Below are 14,478 nucleotides of genomic sequence, written 5' to 3' on the forward strand. Positions count from 1 at the left end.
ATGGATTCGACTGGAGCCAGGACTGCCGTGGCCAATGCCAAACGGGTAGTCGTGAAAATCGGCTCCTCGGCACTGACCTCACTGGTCGGCGGACTCGACGTCGACAGGCTGGATCGATTGGCCGATGCTGTCGAGGCACGAATGCGTGCCGGATCCGATGTCGTGGTGGTGTCTTCCGGTGCCATCGGCGCTGGACTAGCACCGCTGGGTCTGACGACCCGTCCACGCGATCTCGCGACCAAGCAGGCCGCAGCGAGCGTCGGCCAGCTTGCTCTTGCGCACGCTTGGGGTACCTCGTTCGCAAGATACGGACGAACGGTCGGTCAGGTGTTGCTCACCGCCGAGGATATTGCGCGTCGAACGAATCATCGCAATGCCCAGCGCACGCTCGACCGGTTGCGTGTGCTCGGCGCAGTGGCCGTGATCAACGAGAACGACACGGTCGCGACCACGGAAATCCGATTCGGTGACAACGATCGTCTTGCCGCGCTCGTTGCTCACCTCGTCGGTGCCGACGCGCTGGTGCTGTTGTCCGACGTCGACGGTCTCTACGACGGCGACCCGCGCAAAGGTGACGCCACCCTGATCCGCGAGGTCGCGAGCCCGGAAGATCTCGATGGAGTCGTCGCCGGTTCCGGCGGTGCGCTCGGGACCGGTGGAATGGCGTCCAAGCTGTCCGCTGCCCGACTGGCAGCCGATGCAGGCGTTCCAGTCCTCTTGGCCGCCGCCGCCGACGCAGCGGAAGCCTTGACGACGGCTGCGGTGGGTACAGCCTTCACTGCACGTCCCACTCGCCTGTCCTCGCGCAAATTCTGGGTGCGTCATGCTGCGGATGCACAAGGCGATCTATACCTCGACGCAGGTGCCGTACACGCGGTCGCGACGAAGCGGCGGTCGTTGCTGTCCGCGGGAATCACCGCCGTCGAGGGTCGGTTCTACGGTGGCGACGTCGTGTCACTGATCGGTCCGGACGGCGAACTGGTGGCCAGGGGAGTGGTGGCGTACGACGCATCGGAGCTGACCGGAATGCTCGGTAGGTCCAGTTGCGATCTCACTCCTGAGCTACAGCGTCCAGTGGTGCATGCCGACGATCTGGTGCCGGTCTGATCATTCGTGTGACGGCAGTGCGTCCACGAGTGCGGTCAGCGTCTCCGAGCATCCGGCATTGCTTGTCAGAGTGGCGAATTCGTCGCCCCGGGTGATTCCGCGATTGACGATCACGATGGGAATCTCGGCCTTCGCCGCGCGTCGGACGAAGCGCAGTCCCGACATGACCGTCAAAGAAGAGCCGACAACCAGAAGTGCATCGGCCTGATCGACGAGGTCGAAAGCGTCGGCGACTCTCGGCTTGGGCACACTCTCCCCGAAGTAGACGATGTCCGGTTTGAGAACGCCGGAGCAGTACTCGCAGTCGACCATCCGGAAGTGTGCGGTGCTGGTGATGATCGCATCGGCGTCGGGAGCAATCTCGACGCCCTCGGCCGGCGCGACGCTGTCGAGGAACCCCGGGTTCTCGCGTTCGAGGCGTTGTCCCAGAGCGAAGCGGGAAACCAGTCGCTCGCAGTTCAGACACCGTACTCGCGCGTATACGCCGTGGAGGTCGATCACTCTTCGGCTACCTGCTTTGGTGTGCAACATGTCGACGTTTTGGGTGATGATCCCGGAAACTATCCCTCGGCGCTCGAGCTGGGCCAGCGCGCGGTGGCCGTCGTTCGGCCTGGCCGCATCCATATGCCGCCAACCGACATGGTTACGTGCCCAGTAGTGGCGCCTGAACTCGTTATCGCCGGTGAACTGCTGATAGGTCATCGGATTGCGAGGTGGTGAGTCCGGCCCCCGGTAGTCCGGGATACCGGAGTCGGTGGACATGCCGGCTCCGGAGACGACCGCGATGGATCTTCCCGACAACAGTGCGACCATTCGGTCGAGTCGGGTTGCCGCTGCGGCAGCTGAACGAGCGGGGGCAGGCACGTAACCAGGGTAGCGCGCAGGTGGACACAGGGGGTCGATGCCGGTAGCTGAAGGCGTGGACCCACGAATTACGGCGTCGAGCCCTGCTGGGTCCCTTCAGCGGATCGGACTGCAGAAATAGCTCCGCCCCACTCGACTGAACTCGAGTGGGGCGGAGCTATCCGGCGTCCGTCTACCTGGACACCTCACCTACGTCAGGATCTAAACTCACGCGGGGACCTCGACGAGGGGGTACACACCGTTCTCGTCATGGGTTTCGTTCCCCACTACGGGAGGGTTGAACACGCACAACATGCGCATCTGCGTACGCGGCTCGACGGTGTGTCGCTCGTTGCCGTTCAGCAGGTACATCGATCCTGCACCGAGTTCGTAGGTTTCACCGGTTTCGCGATCGGTGAGGGTGCCTTCACCTTCGATGAGCCACACAGCCTCGACATGATTGGCGTAGTGGAAGTTGTTCACCGTCCCGGCCTTGATGGTCGTTTCGTGGAACGAGAATCCGACCCTGTCACCGCCGAGGATGATGCGCTTACTGCGCCACTGTCCATCCTCGCTCTCGATGTCTCGATCAGTTCCGGTGATTTCCTGGGTGGTACGTACGATCATGTGGTGTAGCTCCCTTCAGCAAACATTCGACACGTGAGAAGTGTTCTACGAGCAGACTTTTGCTGTCGCAACTTCGAGGATGTCGAGTCCGCGATCGAGCTCTTCGATCGTGGTGGTCAGCGGCGGAAGAAGTTTGACAACCTCGTCTTTCGGCCCGGCAGTTTCCACCAGCAGGTGCTCTTCGTAAGCAAGCTTGGCGACCTTGCCTGCTTGTTCTGCATTTTCGAACACGAGAGCCTGAACCATGCCGCGACCGCGCGTGGAAACGCCGTCGTACTTGGCGCACAGCTCGATGAAGCGATCACGGATGTGCTCGCCCTTCGCGAGGATCTCCTTCTCGAACTTGTCATCGGACCAGTAATGGTCGATCGCGACCTTCGAGGTCACGAACGCGGGATTGAATCCGCGGAAGGTGCCGTTGTGCTCGCCTGGGCCCCAGACGTCGAGTTCTGGCTTGAACAGTGTCAGCGCCATCGGCATGCCGTAGCCGCCGATCGACTTCGAGAGGGTGACGATGTCCGGCGTGATGCCAGAGTCCTCGAAGGAGAAGAACTGGCCCGTACGGCCGCAACCCATCTGTACGTCGTCGACGATCAGCAAGATGTCGCGCCGCGAACAGAGGTCGGACAGTGCGCGCAGCCACTCGGGTCGCGCGACGTTGATGCCGCCTTCGCCCTGGATGGCTTCGACGATGACCGCTGCCGGGCGGTTGAATCCACTGCCCGAGTCGTCGAGAACCCGCTCGAACCACTGGAAGTCCTCGTTGACTCCACCGAAGTAGTTGTCGTACGGCATGGGGGTGCTGTGCACCAGCGGGATTCCGGCGCCGGCTCGCTTCATCGAGTTTCCGGTGACAGCGAGCGCACCGAGTGTCATGCCGTGAAATGCGTTGGTGAAGTTGATGATCGACTCGCGACCAGTGACCTTGCGAGCCAACTTCAGTGCAGCTTCGACAGCATTCGTGCCGGTCGGGCCAGGAAACTGAACCTTGTAATCGAGGCCGCGCGGTTCGAGGATGTTCTTCTTGAAGGACTCGAGGAACTCACGCTTGGCCACCGTGGACATATCGAGGCCGTGCGTGATGCCGTCACTGGTGATGTAGTCGACCAACGCATCCTGCATGATCTGATTGTTGTGGCCGTAGTTCAGTGCGCCTGCCCCGCCGAAGAAGTCGAGGTAGTCGCGCCCGTTCTCGTCGGTCAGCGTCGAATTCTTGGCAGTTTTGAACACTGCGGGCCACTGGCGGCTGTAGCTACGAACGCCGGACTCGATGGTTTCGAATACGTCCGGCTTTTCGGTGGTCACGGTCTTGTCTGTCATGTACTGCGTGTTCCTTTCGCTGGCGCGCACGTCGGCCGGCCCTACTGTGTAGAGCTCCTCTGCTTCGTGGCTATCAGGAAAATCGTCTGGCGCGAACAGATCTGTTTTTCCAATGTCGGTCCCTCGTGTTCGAGCAAGGGCCGTGAACAGTGCGATCGACGCTTCGTTGTCCGGGCTGATCGTTGTTTCCAGGTGTGTGATGCCCTGTGGGGTAAGGCGATCGAGAAGTTCGTTCAGCATCCGGCCTGCAAGGCCCTTACCCCGTTGATCAGCATCGACTGCGACCTGCCACACGAAAAATGTCGTGGGAGAATCCTGTCGGGTATAACCGGTGACGAATCCCACAGCGCGAGAGTCGACGTCGGATACTACCGAGGTTTCTGCAAAGTCTCGACACCACAAAACGTACGAATAGCTCGAGTTGAGATCGAGCACCTTTGAATCTCTTGCGATTTCCCAGAGCCGGACTCCGTCGGAGATCTTTGGCTTACGAAACTTCACTGCGTCCGGCGCAGTGACTGTGGTTGCTCTCAGCTGTGCGGGTTTCATAGCAAAGGTAAACGTAACAAGGTGCCCTTGGCATTTCACGTGCCTGGCGAAATTGGTGTCGAAAACACCTGTCCTTTCGCAGGTGGCAGCGTGATTGTGATTCTGGTCATAAACTGGGCTCGTCTCCGTAACAACTGGTCGAAGAGGGTGCGATAACTCGGCCCTCTCCGTCGGATGCCAAGTGTGGTCTTACCGATATCAGTGGGGCTACTTCGGAGTTGCCAGAGCGAACGGGAGGACCGCATCTGCACCTGCGCCGCGGAGGGCCGAGCCGGCGCAAGTAAAAGTCCAGCCCGTATCGGTAACCAGGTCCACCAGGAGGATCGGTCCGGAGACCCCGTTCAGGTCTGGAACGAGCCAGGAATCGACGAGGCCGGCCACTCGGAATGCCGAATTCGCGGCCGTCACACGCGGATGGTCCGGTCGGAGGGTGAGCGTTCCGAGATCGTCGAGCCGTCCGATGCGTGCCAACTCGCTAGCGATCGAATGGACCAGCATCGGATGCGTCGACGATTCCAGCGCGATCACTGACGTCGGTCTCTTCTTCCAGTCCCACGAGGCCAACACCGCGATGCAGGCCTGCACGAGGGCGTCGGGGGCTGGACCGTCGGGTGCATCGAGTGCTGCTCGCAGGCGCCCACCCCAACCCAGGTCGGTGAGGCGGCCCAAGACCCGGCCGGGTTCGGGGCCGTCGGTGATCTTGCCGGAGCGGGAGACGCCGAGTTTTTTCATCCCGCTGGGCCACTGCTTTCGCGGAGGCAGGTCGAGTCCCGGGCGGTCGAGACGTTCACGCGCAGACTCGACAGCGGCTGCGTCCACCTGAGGCGAGTAAGCCTTTCCTGTGCAGTTGTCGCATCGGCCACACGGATTCGGCTCGGCGCCGAGGCCTGGATCGTCCAACTGTCTCCGCAGGAATTCCATCCGGCACCCATCGGTGCGCTGATAGTCGATCATTGCCTGCTGCTCCGCGTCCCTGGCTTGCTCGAGGCGCTCATAACGCGGTGCGTCGTAGGCCCAAGACTGGCCGGTCGAGATCCACCCGCCTCGCACGCGCTGAACGGCACCATCGACGTCGAGGACCTTCAGAACCATCTCGAGTCGGCTCCGATTGAGATCCACCAACGGCTCCAATGACGGGGTGGACTGCGGCTTGATGGGGTCGAGAGCGTCGATGACCTGCCGAACGACGTGTTCTCGTGGGAAGGCTACGGATGCGAAATAGCTCCAGATCTGCTTGTCCTCGTGGCCTGGAAGGAGGATGACTTCGGCTCGGTCGGTGGCGCGACCCGCACGGCCGACCTGCTGGTAGTACGAGATGGGGGATGAAGGTGCGCCCATGTGGACGACGAATCCCAGATCCGGTTTGTCGAAGCCCATGCCCAGCGCGGACGTGGCTACGAGGGCTTTGACCTCGTTGTTCAGTAGGTCCGATTCCAATGATTCGCGTTCGGTGGTGTCGGTCTGGCCGGTGTACGCGGACACGGCGAAGCCCTGGTCCGACAGCAGGCTCGCGAGGTCGCGTGCTGCAGACACCGTCAGGGCATAGATGATTCCCGACCCCGGGAGTTCGGCCAGGTGAGCTGCGAGCCACGCGGCGCGCTCGGTGGAGTTCTCGATCTGGACCACCGACATGTGGAGCGACTCGCGTTCGAGTCCGCCGCGGAGAACGAGGGTGTCCCCGCCACCGACACCGAGTTGTGCGGCGACATCGGCGACCACGCGGTCATTTGCAGTGGCCGTGGTAGCCAAGACCGGAATCCCATCGCGCAGTTCGGATATGAGCGTTCGAATGCGTCGGTAGTCGGGACGGAAGTCATGTCCCCAGTCGGAAACACAGTGCGCTTCGTCTACGACGACGAGGCCCGCGTCTGCTGCCAGCGAGGGCAGCACCTGGTCTCGGAAGTCCGGGTTGTTGAGCCGTTCCGGGCTGACGAGCAGCACATCGAGCCTGCCCGCAGCGACATCGGCATGGACGTCTTCCCACTCGGTCATGTTCCCGGAGTTGATGGTTGCGGCCCGCACACCGGCGCGCTCGGCGGAAGCTACCTGGTTCCGCATCAGTGCCAACAACGGTGACACGATGACGGTGGGTCCGAGTCCCTGAGCGCGGAGCAGTTTTGCGGCGATGAAGTAGACCGCTGACTTTCCCCATCCGGTGCGTTGCACCACCAGCGCGCGGCGGCGGTGAACGACGAGAGCCTCGATTGCCGTCCACTGATCTTCGCGAAGACTGGCAGCGGGCCCGGCCAGCTCCCGAAGGAGCCGCTCCGCATCTGCGCGCAGGTCTACCGTCGACGGTTCGGTGGTGGTCATCTGTTCATCGTGCCGCACGTGTCCGACAGTTTCACAGCCCGCAGAGCGATGACGGTTCGTCGAACACACGAGGAGGTGCCCTTGTTCGAAGAAGCCTGCCGTTCGATCCTGATGTGGACGACGACGCGGCCTAGATGTCTGCGTCTGCGAGGCCTCTGTATCTTCTTGCGTCTCGATAACTACCAGGAGTAGACGTGAGTGCTCCGACCTGCCGTCAAGTTTGCGGCGAGGTGGCGATGTCCAGAAAGTCTCGGCGTGGGCCACGGAGAGGTTCACGCAGATCCCACACCGCGCACAGTTCCCGCGGCATCGTCACGGCGTCGATGTCGATGCGTGTCAATCGGCCGTCGCGAAGGTCGGCTGCGACCGCCAGCGAAGACAGGACCGTCGGTGCGTTCGCAGTCACCACCGCCGATTTGATCGCGGTGACCGAGTTGAGTTCCAGCAGCGGCAGAACCGTCGGATGCACGGTGCTCTCGTAGGTGGTGCGGGAACCGGATCCGAATTCGCGTTGGACGAGTGCTGTCGCGGCCAATTCGTCGACGGCCACCGAGCCTCGTGACACCCACGGGTGCTGCGGTGGGACGACGACGACGAGTTCGTCGGTTGCCACGACACGAATTCCGAGGCCGTCCGGGATCTGCGGTCCTTCGACGAATCCGATGTCGGCTCGACCCGCGAGGACCTGGTGGGCAACCTCGGCCGAGTTCATCAACCGCATCTGCGTTCGTACGTCCGGAAACCGAGCCCGCATCAGGACGATCCAGCCCGGCAACAGATGCTCTGCGACCGTCATGCTCGCGGCCACGGTGAGGCTCGCATTTTCCTCCCGCAGGAGGGATTGGACACCCGTCGCAAACTTTTCGGCGGCGCCGAGAACGTTCCCTGCCCACTCGAGAACGGCGACACCTTCGGGAGTGAGTACCACGCCGCTGCTGGTGCGGTCGAACACGCGGAGACCGATGTCGCGCTCGGCTGCCCGAATTCGTGCGCTGACCGCTTGCTGGCTCAATCCGTGTTCCCGTCCGGCTGCGCTCATACTGCCCAGCCGTGCGACCGAGACCATCACGTCGAGCGCGGCGAGATCGGGGACCCGCGGAGACAGTGTCATGGTCGTGCTGCATCCGCGATGAGCGCGTCGATATCCGCTCGCGATCCCGACGACGCTCCGGTGCCACGACGTGTCGCGGCCAATGCTCCTGCTGCACAGGCCCATCGGACGGAGTCCTCGGGGCCCTGTTGCCAGCGTGCAGCCAACGCTCCGGTGAAGGCATCTCCGGCACCGGTGGTGTCGATGGCGTCGACCCGTGGTGCCCGCGCGTCGAACGTCGACGTCGGTCCGCGGTACCGTGCTCCGGCGGCGCCGAGCGTGGTGACGACGTGTGCAATGCGATCGAGAACTCTGTCGCCGACAGCGTCGGCTTCGGACTCGTTGACGACCAGGACGTCGACGACGTCGACGAGGGCCTCCGGCAGTGGTCGAACGGGGGAGGGGTTGAGCATGACCACAGTGCCGTGGGCTCGGGCGTGAACGGCGCCGGCGACGACCGTGTCGAGGGGAATTTCCAACTGACACAGCAGGATATCCGCGGCGGCAATGGTGTCGAGTTCACGATCGGTCAAGGCGGACATGGTGGCGTTGGCGCCCGGGACGACGACGATCGAGTTCTCTCCGTGACGGTCGACGGTCACAGTTGCGATCCCGCTCGGACCGTCGGTGCGTCGGAGTCCGGACACGTCGACACCGGCCTTCCTGGCGCTTCGTTCGAGGTCGGCAGCGAATGCGTCGTCGCCTACCGCCCCGAGGAATGCCGCGTCGGCGCCTGCCCGTGCCGCCGCGATCGCCTGGTTCGCTCCCTTTCCTCCCTGTGCAGTGTCGAAGGAGTCACCCAGGACGGTTTCGCCGGGTTCGGGTAGGCGTCGAGTCGTTGTGGTCAGGTCCATGTTGATACTGCCCAGGACAACGATGCGCGGAGTCGTCATTCCACGACGATATGCGGCGTCCACGGTGGCCTACATGTGCGCCTGGAATTGCATGTTGCAGATTGTTGACAATCTGCAAATGCTCCACCACGATGGATCGCATGACCGCGCCGACACGCACGCACCTCAGCCCCGCACTCAAGCAAGCGACTCCGGTTGTCGTGGACCATGCACTGGGCAGCTGGATCTACGGCACCGACGGAAAGCGGTACCTGGATTTCACCACGGGCATCGGTGTGACCAGCACCGGGCATTGTCATCCGCGCGTCGTCGCAGCGGCACGTGATCAAGTAGGCAAGATCATCCACGCGCAATACACCACCGTCATGCACAAGCCGCTGCTCGAACTCACCGACAAACTCGGCGAGTTTCTGCCTGCCGGACTCGACAGTGTTTTCTACGCCAACTCCGGTTCCGAGGCCGTCGAGGCCGCGATTCGATTGGCGCGCATGGCAACCGGTCGACCGAACATCATCGCATTTCATGGCGGATTTCATGGACGCACCGTTGCTGCGGCATCGCTCACCACAGCCGGTACCAAGTTCCGGTCCGGATTCTCTCCAATCATGGGCGGGGTGCACATCGCACCGTTTCCACATGCCTTTCGTTACGGCTGGGACATGGACACCGCAATCGCTTTCGCTCTGCAGGAACTCGACTACCTCCTCGCAACCATTTCGAGCCCGGCAGACACCGCTGGATTCATCATCGAACCGGTGCTCGGCGACGGTGGGTACCTGCCCACTCCACCCGCGTTCCTCGAAGGGCTGCGTCGCCGCGCCGACGAGCACGGGATCGTCTTCATCGTCGACGAGGTCCAGGCCGGCGTCGGACGAACCGGAAAGTTCTGGGGCCACGAGCATTCCACTGCCACCCCCGACATCTTGATCACAGCCAAGGGGCTGGCTTCGGGATTCCCGATCTCGGCGATCGCGGCATCGACCGAACTCATGTCCAAGGCGTGGCCGGGATCGCAGGGTGGTACCTACGGCGGAAACGCTGTCGCCGCTGCTGCCGCGGTCGCTACGCTCGACGTCGTCCGCGACGAAGGACTCGTCGAGAACGCGCGCCGACAGGGCGACGTGCTGCTCGACGGCCTGGTGGCACTGCAAGCGCAGTACTCGGCCATCGGCGACGCGCGCGGACTCGGTCTGATGCAGGCCCTCGAATTCGTCGACGAGAACGGCAAACCAGACGCTGCTGCTGCCGGCCGCGTCCAGCAGACCGCAATATCGGAAGGACTGCTGTTGCTCACCTGCGGTGCGTTCGGCAATGTCGTACGAGTCATCCCTGCACTCGTCGTCACCGACGACGAGGTGGCCGAGGGACTCGATGCCATCGGTCGAACGTTGAAGCGCGCATTGTGACGGTGATCGGCGGCGTCGGACCGGTCCTCGACGAACTGCGCAGGGCGGGCGTCGATGTCGATGTGACCTCGCGGCGCCTGGCCGAGTATTCGTACGACGCGTCGAACTACCGGGTGCCGCCGGTTGCCGTGGTGTTTCCTCGCAGTACCGCGGATGTGTGCGCGGTAGTGAAGTCGTGCGTGAAGGGCAACATACCGATCGTGAGCCGCGGCGGAGGAACATCGATGGCAGGCAACGCGATCGGTGCGGGTGTGGTCCTGGACTTCTCGCGGCACATGAATACCGTGCTCTCGGTCGACGCCGAATCCAAGTCGGCCGTGGTCGAGCCGGGGATCGTGCTTTCGGAACTCGCCGAGACCGTGTCGGGGGCGACCGGTGGCATATTGACCTATGCCCCCGACCCATCGAGCAGATCACGGGCAACCGTCGGCGGTGCGATCGGCAACGATGCCTGCGGCAATCATTCGGTGCGGTACGGCCGGACAGCAGACCACACGATCGCTCTCGACATCGTTACTGTCGACGGGGTGGTGCTGCGAGCGACGCGCTCCGGCGTCACGGCGGCCGATCCCCACGACGCTGTCGCCGTCGCTGCAGCGGACAGGATCACCTCCGAACTCCGTACTCTGGTGTCGGACAATCTGGCCGACTTGCGACTCGAACTCGGTCGGATTCCGCGCCAGGTCTCGGGATTTCACTTGTCGACGTTGTTGCCGGAGAACGGCTTCGACGTGGCCCGTGCCCTCGTCGGCAGCGAAGGTACCTGCGCGATCGTCGTCGCCGCGACCGTCGCGCTCGTTCCTGTCCCGCCCGCTGCGCTGCTGTTGAGTTTGGGATACGCCGATGTCGTCGAAGCAGCCGAGGATGTCATGACGATCCTGGAATTCTCGCCGGCGGCGGTCGAAGGGATCGACGCGAAGATCGTCGAGACGATGCAGCACCGAAGGGGAGCGGACTCGGTCCGAGGCTTACCTTCGGGAAACGCCTGGCTCTACGTCGATCTCGATGGTGAGAACGTCGCCGAAGTCGAGGACAAGGCTGGGCGATTGCTCGAGCGCCTACGTGAGAACGGCAGGTTGAAGGACGGGCGGATCGTCGCAGACCTCGCTGAACGTAGGTCGCTGTGGCGGGTGCGGGAGGATGGTGCGGGATTATCGGCGCGTCTTGCCGGCGGCGGTGAATCCTGGCCCGGCTGGGAGGATTCCGCGGTCGCACCAGAGAATTTGGCTGCGTATCTCGCAGACTTCCGTGACCTTCTTACCGCGCATTCGCTCACCGGGGTGATGTACGGACATTTCGGCGCCGGGTGCATGCACGTCCGTATCACTTTCGATCAACGCAGTGACGCCGGAAGAGCAGTGATGGCGACCTTCCTACGTGAGGCTGCCGAACTGGTAGTCCGGCACGGCGGTTCGTTGTCGGGCGAACACGGAGACGGTCGGGCACGGTCGGAACTGCTGCCGATCATGTACTCGACCTCGATGCTCGAAGTATTCGCACGGTTCAAACGTATCTGGGATCCTGTGGGCGTCCTGAATCCGGGCAGCATCGTCGATCCAATGCCGATGATGAACGACCTTGCATTGCAGGGTGTTCCGAATCGTGAATGGAAGACGACCTTCGAGCTGCATCAGATCGGAGCGAAGCCGGACTTGGATCCGTTCGTGCACGCCACCCAGGCATGCGTCGGCGTCGGGCGCTGCCGATCCACCTCCGGTGGCGTGATGTGCCCGAGCTATCGAGCGAGCGGGGACGAGAAGGATTCGACCCGTGGGCGTGCCCGCGTCCTTCAGGACATGGTTCGCAGTAGCGCGACGGTCGCGGCAGGGTGGGCTTCGAAAGATGTCAAGGAATCGCTCGACCTGTGTCTTTCCTGCAAGGCATGTTCAACCGACTGCCCAGTCGGGGTGGACATGGCGACCTACAAGTCGGAGTTTCTCGATCATCACTACGCGGGGAAGTTGCGCCCGATGGCGCACTACTCGCTGGGCTGGTTGCCACGCTGGTTGAAAGTGACGTCCGTCCTGGCACCGGTACTCAACCGCGCGATGACCCCGCGAACCGGTGTGATCGCTGCCCGAATCGGCGGTCTCACGACCAAGCGATCACTCCCGCGGTTCGCCTCGCGACGGGAACTACGCACGCAAACAGCGGGATCCGTACCGGGAGGTGACGTCGTACTGCTCGTCGACTCCTTCACCAAGGGGTTTCGGCCGGAAATCGTCGGTGCTGCAGTTCGCGTTCTTGCCGAGGGCAACCGGACAGCAGAGTGCCGAACCGACGTGTGCTGCGGGTTGACGTGGATTTCGACGGGGCAGCTGGCAACCGCCAAGAAGCAGTTGAGCAGAACCGTTGCCGCACTCGATGATGGAACCGATCGGCCGATCGTCGTCACCGAACCGAGCTGTGCGGCAACGCTCCGCAAGGATATGCCCGAACTGGTGGGCACCGAGGCGGCTCGACGGGTCGCCGCACGGGTGCAGAGTTTCGCCGGTGCGGTGATCGAGCTGGCCGCCGCGGGGTGGAGTCCATCGGCCGACGTCCCCGAAGAGGTCACCGTCCAGACCCACTGCCACGAGTACGCAGTGTTCGGCGAAGCCACACAGCGAAAGGCGCTCGCTGCCGCGGGGATCGGCGGAGTCGACGAAGCGACCGGCTGTTGCGGGGTGGCAGGCAACTTCGGCTTCGAACCGGATCACTACGACATGAGCATGAAAGTCGCCGAACAGGCCCTGGCACCAGCGGTACGACGCGCTGATCCGACCAGGCCGATTCTGACCGACGGCTTCAGCTGTCACATGCAGGTGCGCCAACTGACCGGAAATCAGAGCGCGTCGGCGTCGATACACCTCGCGCAACTCCTCGATCCCGCACCTTCGACGCAGACCCCCAGGAAGGGGCATCAGCTATGACGTCCATGACGCGTCCGGCCATCACCTCGCCGACCCAGCTGTTCATCGGTGGGGCCTGGCGAACAGCGAACAGTGGGAGGAAGTTCGACGTCGTCGATCCGGCAACCGGCGAAGTGATCGCCGCCGTCGACGATGCCGACATCAGCGATGCCGAGGCCGCGATGGCGGCTGCCGTTGCAGCTCAGGAGTCCTGGGCGCAGACTCCGCCACGCGCGCGAAGCGAGATCCTTTCTCGTGCATTCCACTTGATCATCGCCAAGACCGAGGAATTGGCTGCCATCATCACCGCCGAGATGGGCAAGCCGCTCGCCGACGCCCGAGGCGAAGTCGCGTACGGTGCAGAGTTCTTTCGATGGTTCTCCGAGGAGTCGGTCCGCATCTCGGGCGACCACACGCTGACCGGCGATGGAAAGAACCGCATCATCGTCACCAGAGCGCCGGTCGGTCCTAGCATTCTGGTGACGCCGTGGAACTTTCCGCTGGCCATGGGCACCCGAAAGATCGGCCCCGCGCTAGCCGCCGGATGCACGGTGGTGTTCAAGCCGGCCGAACAGACTCCGCTGACTGCGCTAGCGCTGGCGGCCATCCTCGTCGAAGCTGGGGTTCCCGACGGCGTAGTCAATGTGGTCCCGACAACCGACGCCGCAGGAGTCGTCGGATCGTGGATGGCCAGCGGCTCGGCCCGGAAGATCAGCTTCACCGGCTCCACGGCTGTCGGGAAGATTTTGTTGGCGCAGGCAGCTCCGACCGTGATGCGGACGTCGATGGAACTCGGCGGGAACGCCCCGTTCATCGTCGCCGAGGACGCTGATCTCGACCGGGCCATCGACGGGGCGATGGTGGCCAAGATGCGCAACATGGGCGAGGCCTGCACTGCAGCCAACAGGTTTTTCGTCCACCGCTCGCTCGCCAAGGACTTCGCTGCCGAGCTCGCTGCTCGCATGGATGCCTTGACAGTCGGTGCCGGCAGTCGAGCGGGTGTGGAAGTGGGGCCGCTCATCGATCGCAGCGGCCGCGCCAAGGTACAACGCCTCGTCGACGATGCGCTCGCGCGCGGTGCTCGGGCGGTGGTGGGTGGGCAGGAAGATTCTGGGCCAGGCTATTTCTACCCTCCGACGGTGCTCGACGATGTCGACTCCCAGTCCGATCTCATGTCGACCGAGATCTTCGGACCCGTTGCCGCAATCGTTCCGTACGACACCGAGGACGAAGTGATCGCGCTCGCCAACGATACCGAATGGGGGCTTGTGGGTTACGTTTTCACTCAGGACATCGACCGCGCATTGCGTATGGGGGAGCGGCTCGAAGTGGGGATGGTCGGCATCAACACCGGTCTCGTATCGAACCCTGCTGCCCCGTTCGGTGGCGTCAAGCAGTCCGGACTCGGCCGCGAAGGCGGCAAAGTCGGTATCGACGAGTTCTTGGAATACAAATACTTCGCAATCCCGAGGTCCTAG

The 14,478-nt window shown here is 63.2% G+C and carries 10 protein-coding genes and 1 pseudogene; 4 read left to right on the forward strand and 7 right to left on the reverse strand.

Annotated features, from left to right (window positions below):
- Complete coding sequence (gene proB, locus E5720_RS18430; RefSeq protein WP_136172805.1) at positions 1 to 1,107, forward strand: glutamate 5-kinase; 1,107 nt, start codon at positions 1 to 3, stop codon at positions 1,105 to 1,107.
- Here the strand turns inward: proB and E5720_RS18435 are convergent, their stop codons facing one another.
- The 7 genes and pseudogenes from E5720_RS18435 to E5720_RS18460 all read right to left on the reverse strand — a co-directional run bounded on the left by E5720_RS18435 (position 1,108) and on the right by E5720_RS18460 (position 8,742).
- The gene (locus E5720_RS18435) at positions 1,108 to 1,920 is read right to left on the reverse strand and encodes a Sir2 family NAD-dependent protein deacetylase (protein WP_136172806.1); all 813 of its coding nucleotides are present in this window, start codon (positions 1,918 to 1,920) and stop codon (positions 1,108 to 1,110) included.
- 258 nt (positions 1,921 to 2,178) lie between these two features.
- Positions 2,179 to 2,577: an ectoine synthase gene (locus E5720_RS18440; protein ID WP_136171832.1), complete on the reverse strand. Its 399-nt coding sequence runs from the start codon at positions 2,575 to 2,577 to the stop codon at positions 2,179 to 2,181.
- A gap of 45 nt (positions 2,578 to 2,622) precedes the next feature.
- Positions 2,623 to 3,897, reverse strand: a complete 1,275-nt coding sequence (ectB, locus tag E5720_RS18445) for a diaminobutyrate--2-oxoglutarate transaminase (RefSeq protein ID WP_247596351.1) — start codon at positions 3,895 to 3,897, stop codon at positions 2,623 to 2,625.
- A 96-nt stretch (positions 3,898 to 3,993) separates the two neighbouring features.
- Positions 3,994 to 4,446, reverse strand: a pseudogene (ectA, locus tag E5720_RS22185) (diaminobutyrate acetyltransferase); the annotation flags it as partial.
- 207 nt (positions 4,447 to 4,653) lie between these two features.
- Positions 4,654 to 6,759, reverse strand: coding sequence for a RecQ family ATP-dependent DNA helicase (locus tag E5720_RS18450; protein ID WP_168708382.1), 2,106 nt, complete (start codon positions 6,757 to 6,759; stop codon positions 4,654 to 4,656).
- Positions 6,760 to 6,973: 214 nt separating this feature from the next.
- Entirely contained in the window at positions 6,974 to 7,870 is an 897-nt protein-coding gene (locus E5720_RS18455; RefSeq protein WP_136171834.1) for a LysR family transcriptional regulator, read from the reverse strand.
- Positions 7,867 to 8,742, reverse strand: coding sequence for a ribokinase (locus E5720_RS18460; protein ID WP_136171835.1), 876 nt, complete (start codon positions 8,740 to 8,742; stop codon positions 7,867 to 7,869). Before E5720_RS18460 ends, E5720_RS18455 begins: the two co-directional genes overlap by 4 nt.
- Before the next feature lie 101 nt (positions 8,743 to 8,843).
- On the opposite strand from E5720_RS18460, the gene E5720_RS18465 reads away from it, so the two are divergent.
- Genes E5720_RS18465 through E5720_RS18475 form a run of 3 tightly spaced genes read left to right on the forward strand, consistent with a single transcriptional unit; the run spans position 8,844 to position 14,478 of the window.
- On the forward strand, positions 8,844 to 10,109 hold the full coding sequence (locus E5720_RS18465; RefSeq protein WP_136171836.1) for an aminotransferase class III-fold pyridoxal phosphate-dependent enzyme: 1,266 nt from the start codon (positions 8,844 to 8,846) through the stop codon (positions 10,107 to 10,109).
- Positions 10,106 to 13,021: an FAD-binding and (Fe-S)-binding domain-containing protein gene (locus E5720_RS18470; protein ID WP_210729907.1), complete on the forward strand. Its 2,916-nt coding sequence runs from the start codon at positions 10,106 to 10,108 to the stop codon at positions 13,019 to 13,021. Before E5720_RS18465 ends, E5720_RS18470 begins: the two co-directional genes overlap by 4 nt.
- Positions 13,018 to 14,478, forward strand: a complete 1,461-nt coding sequence (locus tag E5720_RS18475; protein WP_136171837.1) for an NAD-dependent succinate-semialdehyde dehydrogenase — start codon at positions 13,018 to 13,020, stop codon at positions 14,476 to 14,478. Before E5720_RS18470 ends, E5720_RS18475 begins: the two co-directional genes overlap by 4 nt.

Source organism: Rhodococcus sp. PAMC28707 (genome assembly GCF_004795915.1).
Lineage (GTDB): Bacteria > Actinomycetota > Actinomycetes > Mycobacteriales > Mycobacteriaceae > Rhodococcoides.

What these genes read in the sequence shown, in the direction of transcription:
- proB (WP_136172805.1), top strand. Translation starts at nt 1, where the DNA reads ATGGATTCGACTGGAGCCAGGACTGCCGTGGCCAATGCCAAACGGGTA.
- E5720_RS18435 (WP_136172806.1), bottom strand. Translation starts at nt 1,920, where the DNA reads ATGGTCGCACTGTTGTCGGGAAGATCCATCGCGGTCGTCTCCGGAGCC.
- E5720_RS18440 (WP_136171832.1), bottom strand. Translation starts at nt 2,577, where the DNA reads ATGATCGTACGTACCACCCAGGAAATCACCGGAACTGATCGAGACATC.
- ectB (WP_247596351.1), bottom strand. Translation starts at nt 3,897, where the DNA reads ATGACAGACAAGACCGTGACCACCGAAAAGCCGGACGTATTCGAAACC.
- E5720_RS18450 (WP_168708382.1), bottom strand. Translation starts at nt 6,759, where the DNA reads ATGACCACCACCGAACCGTCGACGGTAGACCTGCGCGCAGATGCGGAG.
- E5720_RS18455 (WP_136171834.1), bottom strand. Translation starts at nt 7,870, where the DNA reads ATGACACTGTCTCCGCGGGTCCCCGATCTCGCCGCGCTCGACGTGATG.
- E5720_RS18460 (WP_136171835.1), bottom strand. Translation starts at nt 8,742, where the DNA reads ATGACGACTCCGCGCATCGTTGTCCTGGGCAGTATCAACATGGACCTG.
- E5720_RS18465 (WP_136171836.1), top strand. Translation starts at nt 8,844, where the DNA reads ATGACCGCGCCGACACGCACGCACCTCAGCCCCGCACTCAAGCAAGCG.
- E5720_RS18475 (WP_136171837.1), top strand. Translation starts at nt 13,018, where the DNA reads ATGACGTCCATGACGCGTCCGGCCATCACCTCGCCGACCCAGCTGTTC.